Annotated in this window: 21 protein-coding genes; 20 read left to right on the top strand and 1 reads right to left on the bottom strand. The window is 42.3% G+C overall.

All coding sequences use genetic code 11. The annotated features are described in order from the left end of the window. Positions 1-8 precede the first annotated feature (8 nt). The 20 genes from N7E73_RS05810 (at position 9) to N7E73_RS05715 (ending at position 21742) form a co-directional block, all read left to right on the top strand. Positions 9-1541 (top strand): PfkB family carbohydrate kinase, encoded by a 1533-nt coding sequence (locus N7E73_RS05810; protein ID WP_432738094.1) that lies wholly within the window; start codon positions 9-11, stop codon positions 1539-1541. An 8-nt stretch (positions 1542-1549) separates the two neighbouring features. After that, on the top strand, positions 1550-2530 hold the full coding sequence (locus tag N7E73_RS05805) for a hypothetical protein (protein ID WP_432738093.1): 981 nt from the start codon (positions 1550-1552) through the stop codon (positions 2528-2530). After that, complete coding sequence (locus N7E73_RS05800; protein WP_432738092.1) at positions 2514-3092, top strand: SIS domain-containing protein; 579 nt, start codon at positions 2514-2516, stop codon at positions 3090-3092. The genes N7E73_RS05805 and N7E73_RS05800 overlap by 17 nt, the downstream gene beginning before the upstream one ends. 17 nt (positions 3093-3109) lie before the next feature. Next, a complete protein-coding gene (locus N7E73_RS05795; RefSeq protein ID WP_432738091.1) occupies positions 3110-4183 on the top strand; it encodes a radical SAM protein in 1074 nt (357 codons plus the stop codon). A gap of 9 nt (positions 4184-4192) precedes the next feature. Next, a complete protein-coding gene (locus N7E73_RS05790) occupies positions 4193-4822 on the top strand; it encodes a hypothetical protein (RefSeq protein ID WP_432738090.1) in 630 nt (209 codons plus the stop codon). Next, positions 4815-5882: a phosphotransferase gene (locus N7E73_RS05785; protein WP_432738089.1), complete on the top strand. Its 1068-nt coding sequence runs from the start codon at positions 4815-4817 to the stop codon at positions 5880-5882. The genes N7E73_RS05790 and N7E73_RS05785 overlap by 8 nt, the downstream gene beginning before the upstream one ends. Positions 5883-5901: 19 nt before the next feature. Continuing rightward, positions 5902-6708, top strand: coding sequence for a transketolase (locus N7E73_RS05780; protein WP_432738088.1), 807 nt, complete (start codon positions 5902-5904; stop codon positions 6706-6708). Further along, positions 6698-7624 carry a transketolase family protein gene (locus N7E73_RS05775; RefSeq protein ID WP_432738087.1) on the top strand — a complete coding sequence of 309 codons (927 nt, stop codon included), beginning with the start codon at positions 6698-6700 and terminating at the stop codon, positions 7622-7624. The genes N7E73_RS05780 and N7E73_RS05775 overlap by 11 nt, the downstream gene beginning before the upstream one ends. A 28-nt stretch (positions 7625-7652) precedes the next feature. Beyond that, on the top strand, positions 7653-8285 hold the full coding sequence (locus N7E73_RS05770; RefSeq protein WP_432738086.1) for a class I SAM-dependent methyltransferase: 633 nt from the start codon (positions 7653-7655) through the stop codon (positions 8283-8285). Between the two features lies 1 nt (position 8286). Continuing rightward, complete coding sequence (locus N7E73_RS05765; protein ID WP_432738085.1) at positions 8287-8904, top strand: hypothetical protein; 618 nt, start codon at positions 8287-8289, stop codon at positions 8902-8904. A 19-nt stretch (positions 8905-8923) separates the two neighbouring features. Beyond that, positions 8924-9583 carry a class I SAM-dependent methyltransferase gene (locus N7E73_RS05760; RefSeq protein WP_432738084.1) on the top strand — a complete coding sequence of 220 codons (660 nt, stop codon included), beginning with the start codon at positions 8924-8926 and terminating at the stop codon, positions 9581-9583. Positions 9584-9607: 24 nt separating this feature from the next. Beyond that, positions 9608-10675, top strand: a complete 1068-nt coding sequence (locus N7E73_RS05755; protein WP_432738083.1) for a radical SAM protein — start codon at positions 9608-9610, stop codon at positions 10673-10675. Between the two features lie 12 nt (positions 10676-10687). Next, complete coding sequence (locus N7E73_RS05750) at positions 10688-11518, top strand: SDR family oxidoreductase (RefSeq protein WP_432738082.1); 831 nt, start codon at positions 10688-10690, stop codon at positions 11516-11518. A gap of 245 nt (positions 11519-11763) precedes the next feature. After that, complete coding sequence (locus N7E73_RS05745) at positions 11764-12657, top strand: class I SAM-dependent methyltransferase (RefSeq protein ID WP_432738081.1); 894 nt, start codon at positions 11764-11766, stop codon at positions 12655-12657. Between the two features lie 153 nt (positions 12658-12810). Then, positions 12811-15417 carry a radical SAM protein gene (locus tag N7E73_RS05740; protein WP_432738080.1) on the top strand — a complete coding sequence of 869 codons (2607 nt, stop codon included), beginning with the start codon at positions 12811-12813 and terminating at the stop codon, positions 15415-15417. 145 nt (positions 15418-15562) lie between these two features. After that, positions 15563-16702 (top strand): class I SAM-dependent methyltransferase, encoded by a 1140-nt coding sequence (locus tag N7E73_RS05735; RefSeq protein WP_432738078.1) that lies wholly within the window; start codon positions 15563-15565, stop codon positions 16700-16702. A gap of 90 nt (positions 16703-16792) precedes the next feature. Further along, positions 16793-17908, top strand: a complete 1116-nt coding sequence (locus tag N7E73_RS05730; RefSeq protein WP_432738077.1) for a hypothetical protein — start codon at positions 16793-16795, stop codon at positions 17906-17908. A 307-nt stretch (positions 17909-18215) separates the two neighbouring features. Beyond that, positions 18216-19226 (top strand): pyruvate kinase, encoded by a 1011-nt coding sequence (locus tag N7E73_RS05725; protein ID WP_432738076.1) that lies wholly within the window; start codon positions 18216-18218, stop codon positions 19224-19226. Further along, on the top strand, positions 19226-19753 hold the full coding sequence (locus tag N7E73_RS05720) for an adenylyl-sulfate kinase (RefSeq protein WP_432738075.1): 528 nt from the start codon (positions 19226-19228) through the stop codon (positions 19751-19753). Before N7E73_RS05725 ends, N7E73_RS05720 begins: the two co-directional genes overlap by 1 nt. 15 nt (positions 19754-19768) lie before the next feature. After that, on the top strand, positions 19769-21742 hold the full coding sequence (locus N7E73_RS05715; protein WP_432738074.1) for a hypothetical protein: 1974 nt from the start codon (positions 19769-19771) through the stop codon (positions 21740-21742). Positions 21743-21989: 247 nt separating this feature from the next. Here the strand turns inward: N7E73_RS05715 and N7E73_RS05710 are convergent, their stop codons facing one another. Next, the gene (locus N7E73_RS05710; RefSeq protein WP_432738073.1) at positions 21990-23846 is read right to left on the bottom strand and encodes a 6-hydroxymethylpterin diphosphokinase MptE-like protein; all 1857 of its coding nucleotides are present in this window, start codon (positions 23844-23846) and stop codon (positions 21990-21992) included. Positions 23847-23860: the final 14 nt, after the last annotated feature.

Raw genomic sequence — 23860 nt, 5'->3', positions numbered from 1 at the left:
GTTATGAAGTGACCGGTAATATTGAAAATAAAATTAAAACGGTTTCTGAGTTAGCAGTTATTTCCGCTTCCCTGCGAGAACAGGGTAAGAAGGTGATACTGTGCCATGGTGTTTTCGACCTTCTGCATATCGGACACATCCGTTACCTCAATCAGGCGAAAGAATACGGTGATATTCTGATTGTCAGTCTCACTCCTGATCGTTTCGTCGATAAGGGCCCTGATCGTCCTGCATTCACTGAAACTCTGCGGGCCGAAGCGTTGGCCTCCCTTGGAGAGACTGATTACGTGACCATTAATGAGTGGGCAACAGCAGAGGAAACGTTGCGTCTGATTCGCCCGAATGTATACGCCAAAGGAGATGAGTTTAAGAGTGTAGAAGATGACCCTACTGGAAAAATAGGTCCTGAGGCAGCCGTTGTCAGGGAAATTGGGGCCGAGTTGGTGTTCACATCTGACATCGTCTTCAGTTCTTCAAATTTGATTAACAGGTATTTGAGCAAAAATAGCGAAGAGCTTGATGAATACCTTAAAATGTTCAGAAAGAGATACGATCTTGAATCCCTGTTAGGAATGCTTGACAGGATGAACGATTTGAAAGTGCTGGTGGTTGGAGATACCATTCTTGATGAATACCAGATAGCAACTACCCTGGGTAAATCTTCCAAGGACCCTATACTCGCACTTAAATATCAGTCCCATGAGCTCTATGCCGGTGGTGCACTGGCTGTCGCCAACCACGTAGCCAATTTTGCCGGAGAAGTTACTCTTCTTTCCATGCTCGGAGATACGGACCGTTACGAAGAATTTATCAGGGAAAAGCTCAACCCAAAGATTGTTCCTTATTTTTTTACCCGTCCCAAGTCCCCCACCACTCTTAAAAGACGGTTTATTGACGGGTACTCGTTGAGTAAGGTGTTGGAAATCTATGTTATGAACGATGATCCGTTGCCTGAAAATGTAGAACAGGGGTTATGCAAACAGCTGGAGCAGCTGCTGGGCAGTTATGACATAGTTCTCGTCGCTGATTTCGGTCATGGTTTTATCTCTCAGGCAATGGTCAATATCCTTTCCGAAAAAGCACCTTACCTGGCAGTAAATACACAGGCGAACGCCGGAAACAGAGGATTTAACACTATCGGTAAATATCCGCATGTAGACTTTTTTTCCCTAGCCGAACATGAGTTGCGTCTGGAAACACGTGATCAGGTCAGCGAACTGCGGCCTCTTCTTTTTGATGTTGGAGACAGACTGGGAGTTAAGTTGGGCTTGGTGACTCAGGGAAGCAGAGGATGTTCTTTGTATAACCCAGCCAATGAATTTGTCCGGGTCCCGTCATTTAATTCCAGTGTTGTGGACAGGGTTGGAGCAGGGGATGCACTGTTTTCTGTCGCGGCAATGGCGGCCTGTATGGGGCTTCATGAAGAACTTATCGGTTTTCTTGGAAATGTAGCTGGATCCTTGGCTGTCCAGATTATGGGTAATGACAGATCGATCAGCAAGCAGGCTATGCGCAAATATATTACCGCAACTCTTAAATAGGGTTAGAGATGAGTTCAAAATACAAACTTTTTGATCGCTCAAGGCTTATAGTCCGTCCCATTTCAGATAGAAATAGCCTTTTGGATGTGGCGATCATTGAAGGACCAGAACCGCGTGTAGAAGTTCATCGCTCATTTCAACATGTTGCCTCCGGCTTGAGGTCGGCTAAAGCTAACGGTGCTTGCAGAGTTTTAATGATTGGAGCGCATGTGCTGCGCTCCGGTATGCAGAAGTATCTTATTGAACTCATGGAAGAAGGGCTAATCAGTTGTATTGCTGTGAACGGGGCTTGCGCGATTCATGATTTTGAATTGGCACTGCATGGCAAAACCACTGAATGCGTGGCTACATATATTTCGAACGGACAATTTGGCCTTTGGCAGGAAACCGGCCTGCTGAACGATATTGTGGCAGATGGTGTTCGCCATGGGCTTGGATTTGGTGAAGCTGTAGGCAGATATATTTCTGAGAATAATTTGCCTAATACCGGGGTCAGCCTTTTCGCAAAAGCTTATGAGCTTGGTATTCCTGCGACAGTTCATGTTGGGATCGGTTATGATATTATTCATGAACATCCTAATTTTGACGGTGCTGCGGTTGGGGCAGCCAGTTATACAGATTTTTTGATCTTTGCTTCTATGCTGGAATCGCTTGAGGGCGGCGTAGTCATGAATTTCGGAAGTGCCATTATGGCCCCGGAGATTTACCTAAAAGCATTGTCAATGGTCCGCAATGTTGCGGTTCAAGAAGGTCGGAAAATATCTGATTTCACAACGTTGGTGTGTGATTTGCATGACCTTCCAGAAAAGGTGGATGCCGAGGCACCTAAAACAAGTGCCCAGTATTATTTCAGACCTTGGAAAACCATGTTGGTGAGGACCGTCGCTGATGGCGGAAGGAGTTATTATGTCCGTGGATTTCATGCCGATACAATCCCCCAGCTTTGGACAGCAGTCAGAAGACTCGCTTCAAATGGACAAGCAGAATAAAAGTATGTGGAACAACCATACTGACTCATTGAAAAATTGCCTTGAATCACTGGAAGTGACCTGTGACGCTATTAAAGGTTGTGCGTGTGATCAGGCTTTTGAAAAATGGAAAGAACTTACCGTTGCTTTACGAGAGAGTGGGCGAATTATTTATTTGATTGGAAACGGGGCAAGTGCCTCCATGGCAAGTCATTTTTCCGCCGATCTTGCAAAAAATGCTCATGTTCACACACAGGTTTTTACCGATCTTGCATTGATTACAGCTGTCGCCAACGATATTTCCTATGATCAGGTTTTTGTCGAACCTCTTCGCCGCAGGTTAACTCCTAATGATATGCTAGTGGGAATCAGCAGCTCCGGCAATTCTCCCAACGTCGTCAATGCTTGCCGTTATGCATCAGAACTAGGGGCTGCAGTGGTAACCATAACGGCTATGAAACCGGACAATAAAATGCGTCAGATTGGCGACCTTAATTTCTGGATCCCCGCTGAAACTTATGGGATGGCCGAAACAGGGCATGCTTGTATCCTTCATTACTGGATGGACTCAGTTTCTGTCTAACTCAAATGGTAAATAATATGTCTAAAGATAAATTCAGAATTGATTCTCATAAGTTGATGCTTCATCCTGAGCGAGTTTCCGACTGGCTTGTTGGAAAGACTGTTTATCCTATATACTTAGAGCTTGGGCCTTCTGGGGCTTGTAATCATCGTTGTTGCTTCTGTGCAGTTGATTTTGCCGGTTATCAGCCTGATTTTATGGATTATGATAAGCTGGCTCCAAGACTTGAAGAAATGGGGCGTCTTGGAGTTAAAAGCATTATGTATGCAGGGGAGGGAGAACCTTTTCTTAACAGACGTATGGCCGAGATAGTCTGTAAAACTAAAAGCTCCGGAATTGATGTCGCTCTTACAACCAACGCAGTGCTGATGAAGCCTGAGTATAGCGAAAAGATTCTTAAGGCAACCAGCTGGATAAAAGTCAGTCTCAACGCAGGTACAGCAGAAACGTATTCAAAAGTTCATAGAACATCCGCAAGTGATTTTAATAAAGTGTTGGATAACCTTGCCGCTGCCGTAGATATCCGTAAGAAACTTGGTGCCTCTAGTATACTGGGTGCGCAAATTCTTTTGCTTCCTGAAAACTCACATGAGGTAGAGGGTCTTGCAGTTACCTGCCGCGAAATCGGTTTGGATTATTTGGTAGTAAAACCGTATTCTCATCATCCTCAGACTGAAAACGATAAATATAAGGACATAGTTTATGATGGGTATGCCGAGCTCGCTGAAAAAGTCACCGCTCTTAGTTCGGGGGCTTTTAACGTTGTCTTTCGCTTGAACACCATGAAGTCATGGAACGAAAAAAAGCATGAGTATAATCGCTGCTACGGTTTGCCTTTTTGGTCTCATATTGATGCTAAGGGTGATGTTTGGGGGTGCAGTGTACACTTGCAGGATGAACGTTTCTTATATGGCAATATTTTTAAACAGACATTTGAAGAAATCTGGAATGGCAAAAAGCGTATGGACTCACTTGAGTGGTGCAATCATAATCTTAATCCGCATAACTGCAGAGTTAACTGCCGTATGGACAAAATCAATGCATATCTCTGGGAACTGCGTAATCCCGGGCCGCATGTGAATTTTATCTAGGTTGGGTCTATGATAGTTGGGATTGATCTCGATAATACGATAATTAGCTATGATAAGTGCTTGCACAAAATTGCACTGGAGCGTGGCTGCATTCCAGATGATTTCCCCCTGCAGAAACGCACGATACGCGATCATGTTAGGAGAGAGTTCGGCGATATCGAATGGCAGAAATTGCAAATTGCGATTTATGGAGATTCCATCGGCGATGCTGAGCTCATGCCTGGGGCCTGGAAGTTCTTGTCTGCCTTAAAAGAAAGGGGATATCCGTTCAAAATTGTCAGCCATAAAACTCGTTATCCAAATTTCGGAGACGTGAAGGTTGACTTGCGTCAAAGTGCAATGGATTTTCTTAATGAGCGAGGTTTTTTTGACTCTCACGGACTTGGAATGTGCGTAGAGGACGTCTTCTTTCTTTCTACCAGAAAAGCCAAGGTCATGAAAATTGCCGAGCTTGAATGTGGTATTTTTATAGATGACCTTGAAGAAGTTTTTGTGGAACCGGGCTTCCCTGAAGGTGTTCTTAAAATTTTATTTTCTCCGGAATCAGAGGATCGTGTTCTTCCCGGTGTCGTGGTTTTTTCGACTTTTGACCAGATAACTGATTACACATTGAATATTGGCAGGAACACAAATGGATGAAGCCGGAAGCCTTGTCCTGAAGCTGCTGGGTAAATCTCCGGTTTCAACAATAAGAATCTGTGCAGGAAAGAACAGCAGAGTTTATCTGGTCGAATGCGATAAGGGGGATGTTTTTGCCGTAAAGTTCTACCTGCACCCTATTGCAGACGGGCGTAACCGTTTGGAGCAGGAGTGGGCAGCTCTTTCGTTTATGGAAAAGGCTGGCATCTCAACGGTTCCTAAACCTATTGCTTGTGATCATGAATTGCAGGGCGGAGTTTATTCATTTTTGGACGGTAAGCGTATTTTAGGACGTAAAGGTCATGAGGTGGCTGAACTGCTTGATTTCATAAATGAGTTAAAGGTTCACTCAGCAGGGAATGGTGCGTTGGATGTCGGCCTTGCTGCAGAGGCTTGCCTCTCCCCGTCTGATCTGGTCGGGAATATTCTACAGAGGAAGGAAAAACTGGACCGTCTTCCGAATTCGGATGAGCTTTTTGCGGAAATGCACAAATTTCTAGACGGTCGATTTTCTGTTGACTTTGGGGAAAGCTTCAAGGCTGCAAAAGAGACCTTTTTGGGCGAAAGGTGGGATGAAAAGCTGCCCCATGAAAAACGCACTTTGAGTCCTTCTGATTTCGGATTTCATAACGTACTTGAGAGAGATGACGGTAGACTTGTTTTCCTCGATTTTGAATATTTCGGCTGGGATGACCCGGTTAAGGCCACCTCGGATTTTCTACTCCACCCTGCCATGACTCTCAGTGATAATGAAGTGCGCGAGTTTTACGAAGGAATGAAGAAAATTTTTGCCACTGATGAGGATTTTGAAGAACGCTTCAAGGTTTTTCTGCCTTTGTTCCGGCTGAAGTGGTGTCTGATTCTTCTTAATGAATTTTTCAACGATGCCCTGAACAGGCGTCGTTTTGCTTCAGGCTCTGAAGAAACGGATCAGGATATGAGACGACGGCAACTTACCAAGGCACAAAGGTTTCTCAGCAAAGACAAGGAAATATTCGGTGTGCTGTTCCCTGAGGAACGGGTGGGTCGAGTCACTAGAAAAATAAATATGGCTCAGTAAGCTGGGCAGGAGGCCGACTTTGGATCAGAGGTCAAAGTTACTCAGAAAGAGAATTGTAGATGTTCTGTACAATGCGGGACGCGGGCATATCGGGCCGTCCATGTCGCTGGTGGAGACCTTGCGTGTCCTTTATGACTCGGTACTAAAATATGATCCTTACAATCCGGCCATGGAGGAACGTGATCGTTTTATTCTCAGCAAGGGGCATGGTTGCCTCGCTCTTTATGTAATGCTTGAGGACAAAGGCTTTATCTCGGACAAGGATTTGTTCAGTTTTTGTTGTTATGATGGACTGGTCGGTGGGCATCCAACTGCCAAAACTCCTGGCGTGGAATTTGCGACAGGCAGCCTTGGACACGGGTTGTCATTTGCGGTTGGATCCGCTGCAGCACTGAGGGTTAACAAGTCTTCAAGCAGGGTTTTTGCTGTTCTTGGTGATGGAGAATGCGGGGAGGGCTCCGTTTGGGAGGCTGCTATGAGTGCTTCCAAGCAGAAACTTGATTCGCTTACTGCCATTGTCGATTATAACAAACTGCAGTCTTACGGTTGCACAGAACTTGTTTCTGGGCTGGAACCATTTGCCGATAAGTGGAAAAGCTTTGGTTTCGCGGTTCGTGAAGTGGATGGTCACAGTGTGTCGGAGTTGGAAGAAGCCTTTTCCTCCTTACCGTTTGAAATAGGTAAACCGTCTGCGATTATCAGCCATACGGTCAAAGGGAAAGGGATTCCTTTCGCCGAAGGTAATCCTTCGTGGCATCATAAGACCAAGATGTCGGTAGAAGAATATGAGAGCATGATCAAAGCAATCGAGGAATATGATGCGTAAAGCTTGTCTTGAGCAGGTCTACGAGCTTGCAAAAAAGGATGAACGGGTTGTTTTCATCGGTTCCGACCTTGGGGCAGGGACTCTTTGCAATTATATGAAGGAGATGCCGGACCGTTTTTTCATGGAAGCTATAGCCGAAGGGCACGCCGTGGGTATGGCAAGTGGAATGGCGCATGAGGGGAAGGTCGTTTATGTTAATACCATTCAGAGTTTTCTGACCCGTCGTTGTTATGAGCAGATTGTGCTCGATGCCTGCCTGCATAACCTTAACGTCAGGTTCATAGGCAATGGCGGAGGGATGGTATACGCTCCTCTGGGACCCACCCATTGGGCTACAGAAGACCTATCCATTCTGAGGGTGATCCCGAATCTTACGGTCGTTTCGCTCGCTGACGCTGAGGAAATGGTCCGTTTTATGCCTACGACTCTGGATCATCAGGGACCCATATTTATCCGGCTTGCCAAGGGGTATGACCCTATTGTGACCGAAGAAACAACGTTCGAAATAGGGAAAGCCTATAGTTACCGAGAAGGAACGGATGCACTGATTCTCGGGTGTGGCATTACGCTTGGAGCCATGAAGAAGGCTGGAGATATTTTGGCTGCTCAGGGAGTTGATACCGCTGTCCTTCATGTGCCCACAGTAAAACCACTTGATGTTGAGGCTATTCTTCATAGAGCTAAAGAGGCTTCCTGCGTTGTATGTGTTGAGGAGAATACCGTACTGGGAGGACTGGGTGGCTCTGTCGCTGAAATTCTTGCAGAAGCCTGTCTGGAAAAGCCGTTGAGGTTCAAGAGAATAGGGCTGCCTGATTCTTTCTCTTTTAATTATGGAACTCAACTTGAGCACCTGGCTGCCGCCGGGATAACTGCGGAAAATATAGCTGCTACAGTTATGGATCTACTTGATCGTTAGTCTGGAACGGAGCAGCGTGAGGAAATATATGGCTGACGATAGACAGATACGCCTTTCTCCACATATGGCGCATAACCTCAGGAAGGACCCAAAACGACTGGCTTTTATTTACGCTCGATATGCTTTTGCTGCACAGATGACCGAAGATTGTTGCGATATTTTGGAGCTGGGGTGCAGTGAAGGTATTGGGGCCTCCATGCTTCATCGGAATCGAAAGAAATATCTGGGGCTGGATCTCGATACTCCGGCTGTCGAAACAGCTGTTCGGAATTTTTCCAACCCGGAAGTGCGTTTTGAAAATCGCAATTTTTTAGATTTGAAAGGCAATAACTTCGCAGGAGTGGTCAGTCTGGATGTCATTGAGCATATATTGGCCGGTGAGGATGAAGCCAGGTTCTTTAAGGCAATATATGAAAATATGTCTGAGGACGGAGTCTGTGTTATTGGAACCCCTAATGTAACCAGCACTCCGTATGCCTCGCCTGAAAGCCAGAAAGGGCATGTTAATATGTTCGATGCTAAGCGCCTAAAGTCTACTTTGGAAAGGTATTTCCGTACTGTATTCATTTTTTCCATGAATGATGAAGTTGTGCATACCGGTTATTATCCGATGTCACATTATTTGTTTGCAGTTGGGTGTTCAAAGAAGGAACTCGAGTAATATGTCAGACGAGAGGTTCAATAATCCAGAGGAAAGCTGGGCTGAGTTGGTCAAGGAATTCGGAAATGATCATAAACCGTTGAGTCCTGGTCTTTCAGATGCATTTCTATCTGCCCCATATTCTCTGATGTGGCAGGTTTCCTGGTATAAATTTGCAGGAAAAATGATTGGCAACCGTGGGACTGTGCTTGTTTACGACCACCTTGAGGGCCTGGGCGGGTGGACCGTGGCTTGCGAAGTTCAAGGGGTTCACGCTGTGTTGAAGGAAGGAGACAATTCTGAAATGATTGCAGCCAACTGGGATTTTGAAAAGATTCGTTTTTTGGGATTTGATGATGCTGTCTCATCTGAAAAATATGCTGGAATTGTTTGCTTTGACCCAGATGCCAGAAAAGATGGAGCCCAGTGGGAGTCCTTTTTCAGGGACTCGGCCAGCCTCATTCATCCGGACGGTGTAGTTGTGGCAGGAGGAAGCAATGCAGGGCTCGATAATATTTTGAAGGAAGCCGCTAAAAAAAGTTTTAAACATGTTTTTATGTTTGGACGTGGACAGATTCATCCATGTGTGAGTCCCGCAGAGGTCGTGATTTTATTGGCTTGCGGTCTTCTGCTGCCGTAAATATTGTTAAGGAGAGCTTATGGGACAACTGCTTAACCTTATTACACCCTTACATAAAAGTACCTGCCGAGAATACCTGCCGCGTATGATGGATAACAAGGTCGAATGCATGCTTAAGGCCAAGGAGTATGAGTTCGATTATTGGGATGGTCACAGGCGTTATGGATATGGCGGTTATAGCTATCGCCCAGGCTATTGGACGCCAATGGCTTATGGATTGATTGATCATTACGGTCTGCAGAAAGGAGCCAGGATCTTGGATGTAGGCTGCGGTAAAGCCTACTTGCTGTATGAACTGTATTTGCTGGGCATGGATGTGTGCGGTTTTGATATTTCCAGACATGGGCTGGCTGCTGCAAAAGAAGAGATCCGGGACAGGCTTTTCGTCCATCGGGCTGAAGATTGTTTACCGTTTGAAGATAATGCTTTTGATCTGGTTATTTCGGTTAATACTCTGCATAATTTACGAATTTTTGATCTCAAGAAGGCTCTCGTCGAGATGGAGCGTGTTGGGAAAAACAAGTACATGTGTACCGAAAGTTATCGTAATGAACAGGAGCAGTTTAATCTGCAATGTTGGGCACTTACCTGCGAGTCGTTTTTTGACAAGGAAGAATGGGAGTGGGTTTTTAAAGAGTTCGGTTACACTGGCGATTACGAATTAATTTATTTCGAATAAAACAATCAGGACACAGGGGTTACAATGCTGCTCTACACCAGTTTGAAAATCTTTCATTATCAGGAAAAACTGGATTCTTTACCGCTTGGAAGTGGGGAGGTTAAGGCTCCGATCCATATACGTATAAAACCGACTAATATTTGCAACCACAGCTGTTCCTATTGCGCTTACCGTGCCTCCAACCTGCAGCTCGGGCAGGACATGGACATAAAAGACAGGATCCCGGCTTCGAAGATGGCCGAAATTGTTGAGGACTGCATTGACATGGGAGTTAAGGCAGTAACCTTTAGCGGTGGCGGTGAGCCCTTTTGTTACCCGCACCTTGCCGAGACAGCCAGATCTCTGGCTGATGGGGGAATCAGCATTGCGTCCCTTTCCAACGGAGGACTGTTGAAGGGGGAAGCCGCAGAAGTGTTTGCTCACAGGGGAACTTGGATTCGTGTGTCCATGGATGGGTGGGATGGTCCCAGTTATGCTAAATTCAGGGGCGTATCTGAAGACGAGTTCGGCAGGGTGATGCAAAATATTGAAAATTTCCAGAAATTGGACGGACCATGTTTCCTGGGGGTCAGCTATATTATTAATCGGGATAATGCCGATCACGTTTTTGAAATGGGGCAGCGTCTTAAAGATATAGGCGTTAACAGCGTGAAGTTCTCTGCTTGTGTGGTAAGCAACGAAGGGAGTGAAAATAACGTTTATCATCAGCCTGTTTTTGAAAAGATTAAGAATCAGACACAGCGTGCGGTGGAGGAACTCGCCGATGACAATTTTGAGGTGTTTGATTCATATCACCATTTAGATGAGAAATTTAGCAAAAATTATGACTGGTGTCCTTATCAACAGATTCTCCCAATTATTGCAGCCGATCAGCGGGTTTACTCCTGCCAGGACAAGGCCTACAACTTGGATTGCGGGGTATTAGGCTCCATCAGGGAGCAACGGTTTAAAGATTTTTGGTTTGACGGACAGGAAAAATTTTTTACAATCAAGCCTTCTCGGGATTGTAACCATCATTGTGTTTCAAACGGGAAAAATATTATGATTCATGAATATATTGGGGCTGATCCGGAGCATTTGCCCTTTGTTTAGGGGAATACCACTGTGAAGATTCTGGTTGTTGGTGATGGGATGTTGGGAATGGCAATAGCTGAAGCGGCAAGATTGCGTTCTCATATCGTGTTCCAGACTTCGCGTAAGAGAGGTTCTGAGTACTATTTAGACATGAGAGATCTCTCTGCGGTTAGAGCCCTTCCAGATTGTGACTGGGTTGTTGGTGCAGCAGCAATTTCAGGATACAGACAGTGTGAGGAAAGTATAGATGCCTATAAAGTTAATGTGGTCAACACAATTGATCTAGCTGATGAAATGATGAGTCGAGGGGCAAAGTTTTTTTTCCCTTCAAGTACAGCCGTCTTTAACGGAGACACTCCTTTTGTCTCCCCAGAACATAACGTGTCTCCTATTACTACTTACGGGAAGCAGAAAGTAGAAGTTGAGTCATACTTAAAAAAGCAACAGGAGCGCTCTGTCATTGTTAGGTTTTCAAAACTACTTGGAGCCTATACTGGACTGCTTAGTAAATGGCTTGAAGACATTAATTGTTGTAGAGAGATTAAAGCCTTTACTGATTTGACCTTAGCACCAGTTCTTTTAGAAGATGCTGGTTGTGCGTCCGTTCGGTTGATGGAAGAGGGGGCAGGCGGTTTATTTCATTGTTCTGGACCTGAGGAAATAAGTTATTACGATTTTGCCACCTTGCTGTGCAAAGCAATGAATCGTGAAAGCACGTTAGTGAAGGCCGTATCCTGCAGAGACATAAAAGAGTTATACTTTTCAAATCATTCATCACTTGATGCTAAAAGCTTAGAAGATGCAATTGGTTATGTGTTCCCACCTGTTAAGGAGTTAATATCCAAGGTGTTGTCAATTTAGACAGAGTGAGATTGTGTATGGATTCGTGTTTGATCTGTGGTAGTGATCGACTGCACTATTTAGACAAGTTCTCTTCTTTTCCTGGGGTTACGTCTGATTGTAAACCTTGGCCTCGGAATGGGACGTTTGTGTTCTGTAGGGCCTGTGGGCACTGTCAGAAAGATGTCTCAGCAGACTGGCTTAAGGATATAAGCGATATATACGCTAACTATGAAATGTTTCCACTAGGTGCAGGGAATGAGTCGTTGGTTTTTTCTGAATCAGGGATAGCAACCTCTCGTTTTGGGGTCCTTTTAGATAATCTCCTGAATGAACTTCAGCTACCTGACCATGGCAAAGTACTGGATGTCGGTTGTGGCAACGGTAATCTTTTGCAACAGTTTTTGCTTAGAAGACCTGAATGGGATCTCTATGGCCATGAACAAGCTATCCGTGAAGCTGATTTCTCGGGTCTTTCGGGGGTAAGAGAAGTGTTTTCTTGTGATCTAGGGCAAATTGATTTCAAGTTTGACTTGATACTAATGACTCACGTCATAGAGCATCTTGTTGAACCAATCCCAGCGTTAAAAAAAATAAAAAAACTTCTTGCTCTTGGCGGGAAGGCCTTAATCCAAACAGTTTCATATCAGAAGAATCCATTTGACCTTATTACTTGCGACCATTGTTCTCATTTTAGCCCCGATTTGCTTGCTGCGGCAATAGTGCGCAGTGGGCTCCTACCTGTTGTGTCCACGGAGGGCTGGGTTGCTAAGGAGATAGGTTATATAGCAGAAGTGGGGCAAACTTCTCAGCGTCGCATCGATGTTAAATATCAGTTGGATATGTTTAATTCCGTATTGCTTTGGCTTGATGATTTTGTACGAAAAATTCGTCTGATTGATTCGTCAGCAGAAATCGGGGTCTTCGGAACGGCAAATGCAGGAAGCTGGTTGGCCGGAGTTTTGGGGGAAAAGATTTCTTTTTTTGTTGAAGAAGACAGTAAACGGTGGGGGCATTCGCATTTAGGTAGTCCGATAATTGCTCCTTCGGAAATTCCTGATGGGGCAATCGTCGTAATGGGATTTAGCACTGATGTTGCCAATAAGATTGTTAAGAGATTGTCACCGTCTTTGCCTAATGTTGAGTTCATTATTCCATGAGTTTTATTCGTGAATGTATCTTTTGCAAAATAAACTTTGCGTATATTTAATGTGGAAGTGAATTGCCATTTCAATATGATCAACCGACTGCTTTTGTTCTATAAGTATTCTGTATGCTGAAATGAAATAGTGGTTAATATTTATGGAGTGTTTATGAATATTGCAGAAAAGCTTGCAAGTGCAGCTGAATTGTTAAGTAATGATAAGTTTATTGAAGCAGAAGTCCTTTGCAGGCAGGTTCTCAATGAAGATTTGAATAATGCCTGTGCATATGGACTTCTTGCTGAGCTGGCATACGCTAAGAGAAAATTTAATGACTCATATGAACTGTATGAGGAGAGTTTTCGTCTATCTGACCCGTCCAAAAAAGATATTTTAAAGTTTGCCGAAATCTGCACAAAGCTTGGGATGAAAAATAGAGCATATGAATTGTTAAGCTCTAATTTGTCAAAGTTTGAGAATGATAATGATTTTGTATCCGTCTATCATCAAATTTCTTTTGATATATCAAATTTTGATTCATTTGCGTGTGATTCTGTCTCTCTTGATGTAGAAGATGATTATAAAAAAGGGATGTTATTTAATGTTATAACCGTTGTGTGGGGACAGGAGTATGTTGATCTATACATAAATTATGTACTGCAAACCATCATAGGGGACAGAAATATAGGGAGTTTGAGTCGAGATAGACGCGCATTGTTTGTTCTTTATACGACCCTGGACGGATGGGACCGGATTAAAAGAAGCAGATATTTCGATCTGCTACTTACGTACGTTGATTTTAGAGCATATATGGTCCCAGAAAACTGCTTTAAATCTGTTGATAAGTATGAATCCATGACTAGGTGCCACAAACATGCATTACGAAGTGCTGTTTTGGATGGTGCAAGGCTAGTCATTTTAGCTCCGGACGTAATTTTTTCAGAGGGCACCTTTGAGTATCTCTACAGTAAGTCATATGATGGTTGTAAGGCTGTATTGGTAGGTGGGTTGATCGCGGACAGAAGTAAGGTATTAAAGGAAATTTCAACTCGACTGGATTGTGCTGCAGATACCCCGGTTTCATTCCCATCGAGAGAATTGTGTAAACTTGCAATTGCAAATTTACATAAGAATGACGAAGACTGTTTTGCTTCATTGGACGGAGTCAGTTCGTGGCCTTCGCGAATGTTCTGGCGGGTTTCAAATGACGGTATTGTCGCTCATTATTTTCATAGACACCCCTTAATGCTTAAAGTTGATGAATGTTTGGATTTTGACAAGTCGATTGATTACGGCCTCTTAGGTCCACTTGTCCATGATCTAGACAGTATGTGCATTGTTAATGATTCTGATGATATTATGGTCATGGGGCTTTCCGCTCCTGCTGAAGCGGAGCGAGTGTATCTTGCTGGCGCCGGGGAAGAAGCTGTTGCTGCTTGGGCAAGAGAGCATACTGATGTTTTTGAACGTAAAATGTATTGTCAGGAATTCTGCTATCATACAGACTCCCTTTCACAGAGTTGGTACAAAATCAGGTCTGAAGCCAAAAACTTTACAACACGAGTGCTCCGAGCAATAGATGATAACTCTGTTCATACCTTTGCAAAAGATATTGCTGATCATGATTTGAATTATCCTTTGCCCGTATTGGATTCCATCAGTTTTCAAATGACTTCGAAGTGCAACTTGAGCTGTACTTATTGCCCACAGCACTGGAATAAGAGTGCTGGCATAGACATGGATAGTCATCTAATCAGAAAAATTGTGGATGATATTAAGACTCGAGGTGTAGCTAGTGCGTGTTTAGGGTTTTACGGGGAGACCCTGATTAATAGAGATTGGGTCATTTATGCTGAGGAGCTTTTGGATCACGGAGTCAGTCTCGATATTTGTTCTAACCTAAACATGTCGTTGTCGAGCAGAGAAATTGAGGCGTTGAGTAGATTTGACCACATTCAAATGAGTATTGACGTTACCGACCCGGCCTTGTTGAAGGAAATTAGACCTCCAGCAAATTTGGGGAGAATGATTGTCAATATGCATAAGATTAGAGCTGCCGCGATTTCCTCGGGGCGGACTCCACCCCCTTTCCAGTGGATGTGTACGCTTACCGACAAAGTGGTTCCCTTTCTCCCAGATCTGGTAGCCTTTGCAGTGTCAAATGGAGTGAAGGAGTTGGGGTGCAATGATCTGGTTTATTTTGATGACAGGAATCTAGACATAAATAGTATTCTAAGTTTGCATGGTGTTGATTTTGTTAATGCGGTCAGAGCGGTTGAGCTTGCTAAGGGCCTTGCACAGAAACATGGCGTGCGTATGAGCTTGTTGCCATCGTGGGATGATATTGTTGAAAATAAATCTACGATTGAAAGGGTGCAAAATGATCATGGTGTTGAAGTCAGTCTTTCGTTGTCTCCAGTAGCGCTATCTGAACCAATGGATAACATTCAAGGTAATGGCAGAATCTTCAGGCATGCCGCGACGATACCTGGTGCAGATGAAACTCGGGCCTGTCTTTATCCTTGGAATTCAGCGTATGTTATGCCGGATGGAAATGTGTTTTCGTGCTGTATTCGCGGAGAGGTGATGGGACGTGTTGATGAAATTTGTTCATTGGAATTGATAATGAACAATTCTAAGTACCTTGATTTGCGTAGACAGTTGTTGAGTGGAAAAATCAATGATCCCTTGTGCTTGAATTGCCCCATTACCTATGTCATCCCTGTCAGGGAAATGAAGCGGAGAGTGGCTTCGCTGCTTCGGTCGGTAGTGGCCTAGGTGCAGCTGTTTGTCGATGTAATTGACATGTCCTTCAGGGTGAAGGCGAAGCATCTGGTGTTCGTGGAGCGCGGAGTTGTAACGATAGTTGTTATAGTGCTCGCGGTTAGATTATAAAGTTCTGTTTGGTAAGGTAGGGAGTAGGATGCAGAAACCTCGTCCTTTTGTGGGGTATTATTCTGAGAATATGATTTCGCCTGTGGCGCAGGATCTATCAGATCTTAACAGGCATTTTGAAATTAGAAATTCACTATACAGAACCCTTGGCATCCCGAGCCTTTTTGTTAAAGGGAGGCGGGTAATTGAATTCGGTCCCGGTAGTGGGCACAACGCATTGTTTACAAGCTCTTTGAGTCCCTCACGGTATGTGCTTGTTGATGGTAATCCAACAGGTATTGCAGAAGTGAATAAATTGTTCGCAAAAAGAGCTAGTGGGCAATCAATTACCCTTATTGAATCTTATATAGAAGAGTTCTGTTCTGCAGAAAAATTCGATCTTGTGCTTTGCGAGGGGGTCATTCCTACTCAGGTTGAACCTGTTTCATTTTTAAAACATGTAGCTTCGTTCGCTACTGTTGGCGGGATTGTTGTTATTACATGTCTGGACTATGTCTCGTGCCTGAGCGAGGTTCTGCGAAGATTTGTTTCGAGGTGTATGAGTATTCAAAATGGCAGTCTCCAAGACAACGTCCGAAACCTTGTTCCCATTTGGAAAGATCACCTCAATAGCTTGGAAGGAATGACCAGATCTCATGAGGACTGGATAAAAGACAATATGTTGCAACCCTTTTATGGTCCACTATTCTCAATTAAAGATGCTGTAGAGAGTTTAAGAGAGTCGTTCTACGTATATAATTCATCCCCTAGCTTTATTTGTGATTGGAGATGGTTTAAGACCCTGCACGGTAAAGAAGCAGGGAGGGTGAATGATATCGCCTTGGATCAGTATCTCAACAATGTTCATAATCTTGTCGATTATAGATTTGTGTACCCAAAAAGAGATGTTTTGCTGAATACAGAATTAATTGATCTTTGCACTGCAGTATATGATGAAGTAGAAAATTTTATGCGTCATCATGATTTAAAATCCATTGTTAAAGTTTGTGATCTTACAAAGTTCATTGGCATCAATTTGAAAAGCCTTAATGCTATATATCCAGATGTTTTTTCTGATTACAGAAGTGCGCTTAAGGCTATTGTCAACGATGGTGGGAAACATGACTTCAGGTTGTTTACAACGTTTTTCGGGCGTGGACAACAGTATGTCTCATTTATTCGTAATTAGTCGTGTTTGCATAGTCTGTCGTTAAGTCTGCATTAATAAATTTTCAGGATACACCATTGCGTTGGATGTTATCTGACAGGGATAAATTATATGTGTATAAATGAGTTTTCAAATGAAGTTTATAGTTCCGTTCTGGGAAAATTAGGGCTGAATCCGGCTTGTGTTGAACAAAGAATAAGGAAATCAGGTTGCGGGGAAAAGGAAAGATTCAATATCACTATGCCTGTTTGGGGTCGTGAATACGTTATTATGTTCTTAGATACGGCTTTGCCGTGTATTCTTGCAGATAATAACCTGCCATACATCGCAAAGAACGCAGACGTGAATTTTGATATTTATGTGCCTGAAAGTGACGTTTCTACTCTTAAAAACAGTAGGTCGTTTGAACTCCTTTCGTCGCTTTGTTCGGTTCGAATTTTTGTTTTTTCTGATTCAGCTGTTGATGACATGATTAACAATTATACGCTGATGGCTTTGTGCCACACTCTCGAACTTCAAATCAGTAAAAGGGAGGGGGCAACCGTAGTCTTTTTATGCCCAGATATCGTCATTTCGAATGGAGGCCTGAAGCTTATCTACGAGAAGTTTTTAGAAGGGTATAAAGCTGTTCTCGGTAACTCCGTAAGGCTTGTTAAAGAAACCGGGTTGGGGGAGTTTCATAACGAATTCGGTTCCGGGGAGGTTATCAAAGTCGATTCAGCTGCACTGGTGCGTTTTGGCTTGAACCACCTACATCCTCAAGTAGATGCTGTTTCCTGGGATGGGTCTAGGAAGAGTCCAATGTCTTGCGGTTTGGTCTGGAATGTTCCTGGTGAAGGGCTTATCCTGAAGAGTTTTCAATGGCATCCTTTTGCAGTAAGGGCTGATGCTGTTCAGGCAAAAGTAGATACTGTGATTGATAGTTCCTTGTTCTCAGATTCTTTTCTTAGTATGGAAAATACTTATTTAATAACGGATTCTTCCGAGTTTTCTTATTTTGAGTTTAGTCCTGGGGAAATGGGGTCTGGAGGGCTTGGCAGAGAAAACTCCCTTACACTGAACATTATAGCTGAATGGGCTAAGAGTAATACGTCAATGTTGCAGCACGATATTTTCAAATCGAATCTTCTGCTTCACTGTGGCATGCATAGTCACTTGTGGGATGCTAAACTTGAAGATGTTGCCGTGGTAGAACGGGAAATATTTATGTTGATGGGACTGAATTAAATTTTTACTCAAGTATAATGCGTTGCTGGCATGATCTACATCTCTATGTATTGTAGATATGCTGTTATTTATATGAAAGGATATGATTGTTTTTTTATATTTAATTGTACGCTGATGATTTTACATGGTGTGTATTTTATGTGGTATTCGTTGTTGTTGATCTAAAATTATTCAGTGGAAGTATAGGTTCCGTGTTTATATTGAGATGTCAATTGGTATTAATCAATATCTTTGGTGCTACTAGTCTCGTGGTGCCTAAACTTAGGCTTTTTATGATTCATTCGTCGTAAAAAAGGTGGTATATTTGATGAAAAAGCTACTAGTGACATTGGGTCCTTCCTCTCTTTATCCTGAAATGATAAGAAGAATTGCTAAAAGTGATGTGTATATTTTCAGGCTTAATCTATCACATATCGCGTTTGACGAGATTAAAACAGCAGTAAAAATGATCCGTGATAATTGTGATATCCCTATTTGTCTCGACAGTGAAGGAGCTCAAGTTCGCAACCAGAATATGGTGGGTGATCAAGTCTTCTATCATAAAGGATCAGTTGTAAAAATACATTTTTCCGAAGTAGTCGGTGACAGTGCTAATATATCATTTAAGCCTAATGGGATTGCAAAAAAATTTCGCATCGGTGATATCCTCCACGTTGATTTTGATCTTGTTTCTTTCGAGATTATTGGCGAATGTGAAGCAGGGTTTACAGCCGTAGTACTAAAGTCGGGTTTGGTAAAAAGTAGGAAAGCGGTTTCTCTTAATAGGGAACTGTCTATGGAGGCTATTCAAGAAGGAGATCGGAGGGCTTTTGAATTGGGAATGACCCTCGGAATTAAACATTATGCTTTATCTTTTGCGGGAAATGGCCGCGATGTAGAACAAGTGAGATCTATAGTTGGTAATAACTCAGTAGTTATATCTAAAATTGAAAGTCTTTCCGGTTTAAAAAATATTGTTGATATAATTTCTGCTTCGGATGAACTCCTTATTGATAGAGGGGATCTGTCTAAGTCTATTTCGTTAGAAAAAATACCTTTTTTGCAGCGTAGAATCATTTCAATGTGCCGTTTGCATGGGAAGCCCATTTTTGTAGCTACAAACCTGCTAGAAAGTATGGTTGAGAGCGAAGTCCCAACTCGTGCCGAGTTGAACGATATCGTAAGTACCATACTTATGGGGGCAGACGGACTTGTTCTTGCAGCTGAAACTGCTACAGGCAAATACCCCGACAAAGTTGTAGAGATGGCAAGTTCAATGTGTAAATTGTGCCAAAGGTGGACGAGTAATACTTCACTGACTGAAATATTGGAGATGTAATGATTCTAGCCCCTTTCGCTTTGTGGATAATGGGACCAACTTCAGCAGGAAAAACAACGGTTGCTAAAAAATTGGTTCGTAAATTAAATGCTTATGGGTGTCCTACATTACATGTTGATGGTGATGAAGTCCGTGCTCTTTTTGGAAAAGAGATGGGTTTCTCTCCAGATGAAAGATTGAGAGTCGTTAATGCGTGTTTATTTGTGTTAAAAAAAGCTCAAGAGGCAAATGTTTCTGTAGTTGTTTCTGCGTTAACTGCTGAAGATTCTGCACGTAGCCTTGTCTTAGAACTAGTGCCTAGGGTTGTTATTTGTTATCTATCATGTCCAATCGAAATTTGTGCACAGCGCGATCCGAAGGGGTTGTACTTAATGGCACGCCGGGGAGAGATTGACACGCTTGTTGGCTACAATTCTGAGTATAAGGCTCCAGACAGCTATGACTTGGCAATTGATACTTCGAGTACATCGATAGACGATGCCGTTCAAATTGTAATTGATTTTATTAGTGACTGTTATTCGTGCTGACTTGGAGCTACTACGATGGTTATAGGTATTAATATAAACACAAGTCGGAGTTTAAAAAGGTTACAGCCATTTGCTCTTGAGGCCAAGAGGAGGAATTATCGAGTCATTTTTTTTTGTATATACAATGATGTTGAATATTCTAACATAAAGCAAATCGGAGAAGTTCGGTTTATTCGTGCGGAAGAGATGGCTTCTTGCGATGACGTTGATGTATTGTTTACTCAAGATAGATGTACTCATCCTCCAAAAGCAGCAAAAGTTATTGCGGTGCCCCATTCATTTCATGTTGTAGATTATGATAATAGCGACCCGTGGGCGTATGCAGCCCAAATGGAGTTTCTAGCGGGATGTCATTATCTCATTTTGGGGAATGTGAATATTCGCAATTTTTCTAAATATGATTTCCGCTTGATGCTTTCTACCATACCTGAACACTTACACCTCCCTTCAAGGGAGGCAGTTATTATCCCTGGAGGCTACCCTTCCCTTGACTTGCTGTTGACTTCAGTGTCTCAAGAAAACGTATGTCCAGATTCAGTCTTTTTCGCACAAGTTGATGCGATTGAAAGTTCAATGTGTGCAACAGATGTTAAAAATATAATTTCCTGTCTTTCAAATTATTTCTTTAAAGATAAAATAATATATAGTCCGTATCCTCACAGTAGATCATTACAAGATAGTAAAATCTTATTTGAAGAATTAGGAATTGAAAATGTTTTCCTAAATACAAATTTTGAATCAGCCTCAGTTTTTGCTAGGGCATTTTTGCTTGTGACTGATTCTTCTACAACAGCCTACACCTATAGTTTTGCCACATTACGTCCACACATTCAGTGTCAGTTTTATGGCTATCGTAAAAAACCAACTAAGTCTGAATTCGGATGGATTGTATATTCATTAGAGCAACTGGAATGGGCCCTAAAAGATGTTTTGGAAAATTACGGTAAATATGAAGTCTCGTTATCTAGTTTGAGAGATAAAATATATCTAAATATAGGTTGTACGGCTAATTATATATTTGAAAATATAAATACCATAGTTAAAGGAGAATCATTGCCAGACTGGTATTGTGTAGAGAGACATATGCTAGAAGCACTTCCAGTCTCTGAAAAAGATTTTTTTGATACCGTTTTCTTTTTACCATCAGGATATGAAAAGATACACTACTATCAGCGAGCATTAAAAGGATATACTGGAGAGCAAGGAAGTATTTTTGAAGAGCTTCAAAGGATGATGACATCATCTCGATCATTTACTAGGTCAAATTCTCATAATTTAGTTTGTATGGAGATTAGTAAGAATGGGTTGAGGTATGTCGAATATAGTGAATATAGTGCCTTGAGCAATGGAGAGAATCCTGCCAAGTGTTTTATAAGCTGTGACGCAGACGAGGATATTAATTCGTTTAATTTTTCAAGTGATTTTTTAGAAAAATGTTTTTGTGGATATGTGACAAGCATGGGGTTGGTCGGGAGAACCGGGCTGACAGTCGAAAGCATTCTCGATAAACATGAAGATGCCTATATTTTTATAGCAAACATGCTTGTTTTTAACCGATTCGCAATTGCTTTTGAGATATTCTATAAGATTAAGGAAAGAGGACTATTCTTTAATTCAAGAGGATGGGATCATGTTTTCGGTTATATCTCTATAGAAAATGATGGCGTTAGGATCCTTCCTTCTTGGGAGGTAAAAGAGACTCTTTCTTCAGGGCAGTTCGGAAAATTCGCAGTTTGGGGCTGTTCTGGATATTATAAGGTTCTGCGTAAAGCTGGTAAATTGCCTAATATGGAAGATTGTATCTGTTTTATTGATAACAATGCAGCTATGCACGGAGAAGTAGTTGACGGCATAGAGGTTTTCGCTTTGGAAAGTGCCGTGTTGAAGTTTGAACTCCCATTAAAAGTTGTACTAGCTGTGTCTGAACTATTTGTGCAAGAAATCATTTTGCAGGTGGAGTCTTTTTTTGGACCTAATTGTCAGAATTAGGCGTTGACTCTTTTTTATTCAGGCTGATGGGACTAAATTAAATTTATCGTCTACGTTGTGATGTGCCGGGGGATGGGGTGAGGGGATTGGACTTGATATCCGTATCCGGTATTTTTTTATTCCGATTTTAAATTCTCCAGTGTAGATATAATTAAACATTGTATTCTAAAGGGGGTGAGTTTTTATAGTTCATAAGTTTATACAAAAACATGGTCGACTAAAATTATAAATGATTTACGACTAGAAGTTAGTTTAAGAGTTCGTTTGATCGTATGATAGTTTCAGGATCTGCGCACGATATTAACTCATCAAAATTTGTAGTTGTAAGGCGGGAAGTCACCTGTATGTTTTCTTTGTCTTTAAAACTGTTGGCCAAGAATGTCATCATGCCGGGGTTCCTAGCAAATTTATGAAGTTCTGAACTGTTAGCCAATTGTATTGAGTGATCGTTTAGGCAAAATAGCAAGTAATCAAAGGATCCGTGTCGTGATTCAAGTTTTTGGTATAACTCTTCTCCATCTTTTATGGAAGCACACCAAAGTATTATGTTCTCTTTTGATGTGATTGCCTTGTGGAATCTACAGATCCTGATTGCTGCTTCACAATGATTAAACCAGATGTTGCATACTCTTATTGTCGTAGCTACGGTTAACTTGTTTATTTCAGCTTGAGTAAGCGTATCAATCTCAAAAACATTAAATTTGTTTTGTTTCGAAGATGTTCTCAGTGATTCTACATAAGGATGCTTTAATAGGTGTTCAACATTTCCTTCGCAGTATTGAAATTGCATGATAGAGATTTCTTTTCTGAGTGTTTCAGCTTGTTTTTTCAGTCCAAGTATTAGCTTTTCAAAATCAATAATTTCTTTTTCCCCAGCTGCTAAGCTTGTGATTGCAGAAATTGCAAGTCTGTCTATCGGTGGTAATTTGGTCAGTTCACGTATCCCTCCTGTTTTAAAAATATTTTTAGGGAGAATTCCATTTTCTCTAAGTAGATAAAACTCAGTATTGTGTTTGTGCGAAATATCTATGGCAGTGTATTCAAGCTCAACGCTTGTAGCAAAGTAATGAAAATATGTGTTAACGTAATTCCCGTTCCTGTCAGCCAACAAAAATGAACTGAAATCAGCATTGCCATGTGGGTTGGGCTTGTCATATAAATTTTCTACCAGTACCGGGCGTGTCTGGTCATATTTAGCTTCATTCAGTGCTCCGTCATTTCCATTCCAGTATGCATTCGCCGGTGACATTTCACCCTTCCATGAGTGGTCTGCTCCTAGAATGAAGACCTTGGGGGCTTTAATCAATTCTGCAAAACCCAAGGCTGCTATAGCGCAACTCAACCATGATTCCCTGAGGCGGTAATCGTTTTTGAGAATTCCTGGATCAAAACTATCCATGAAGAATATTCCCTTATAATGACTTTCGACTTCAGCAATTGGTCCTGGTGACAACGCGACAAGATACGTTGATGTCATTGGAGACCCATTTCTTAAAAGCAGTTTCATTCTTGGGGCTGTGTCCAGGTTGATAACAAAATCCGGTTCAACTCCATTCTTTCTACAGAAGTCGATTGATCTGGGGACACATACAATGAGTGTCTTTTCCCTGATTTCAGGCAAAAGGCTTACGCATTCGTTGAGAGATGGTCCTGGCAAAATTATGGTTACTGGTTTTTGAATACCGGCCGCTTCAAGTTTGTCACAAAGGGGATATTTTAAATAAGTCGGTATATTCTGAGCTCTTTGAAGCTCACGTGGAATCAGAATGGACGGACTGGACTTCCGAGCTTGAATCAGGTCAGGTATTGTGGCTGATTTTTGCGGAAAAAGAATGTACTTGCAGTATACATAAGCAAGATAACGTTGGATTTGATCAATCCATATTTTGTAATTTGGATAGGTATCGCTATCCAATACGATAGTTATACCATCGATATAGTTCTTTAATTGTATTTTCTGTATAGCACTGAACGTCGTCGCGTCTACGTTTGTAAACGAGCATTTTCTACGCCTAGGAATATTGCTCCATCTTGTGGTTGCAAAAAAAAAGTAAAAAGAGCCATCATCCTCGCATTTTGTGTCGTCAAGCAGTGTTTTGAACATCTCTCGCTCCAAAT

The sequence above is a fragment of the Maridesulfovibrio sp. FT414 genome (genome assembly GCF_050916235.1).
Classification (GTDB): domain Bacteria; phylum Desulfobacterota; class Desulfovibrionia; order Desulfovibrionales; family Desulfovibrionaceae; genus Maridesulfovibrio.
The sequence above is the reverse complement of the archived record's forward strand: the minus strand, read 5'-3'. Positions and strand labels throughout refer to the sequence as shown.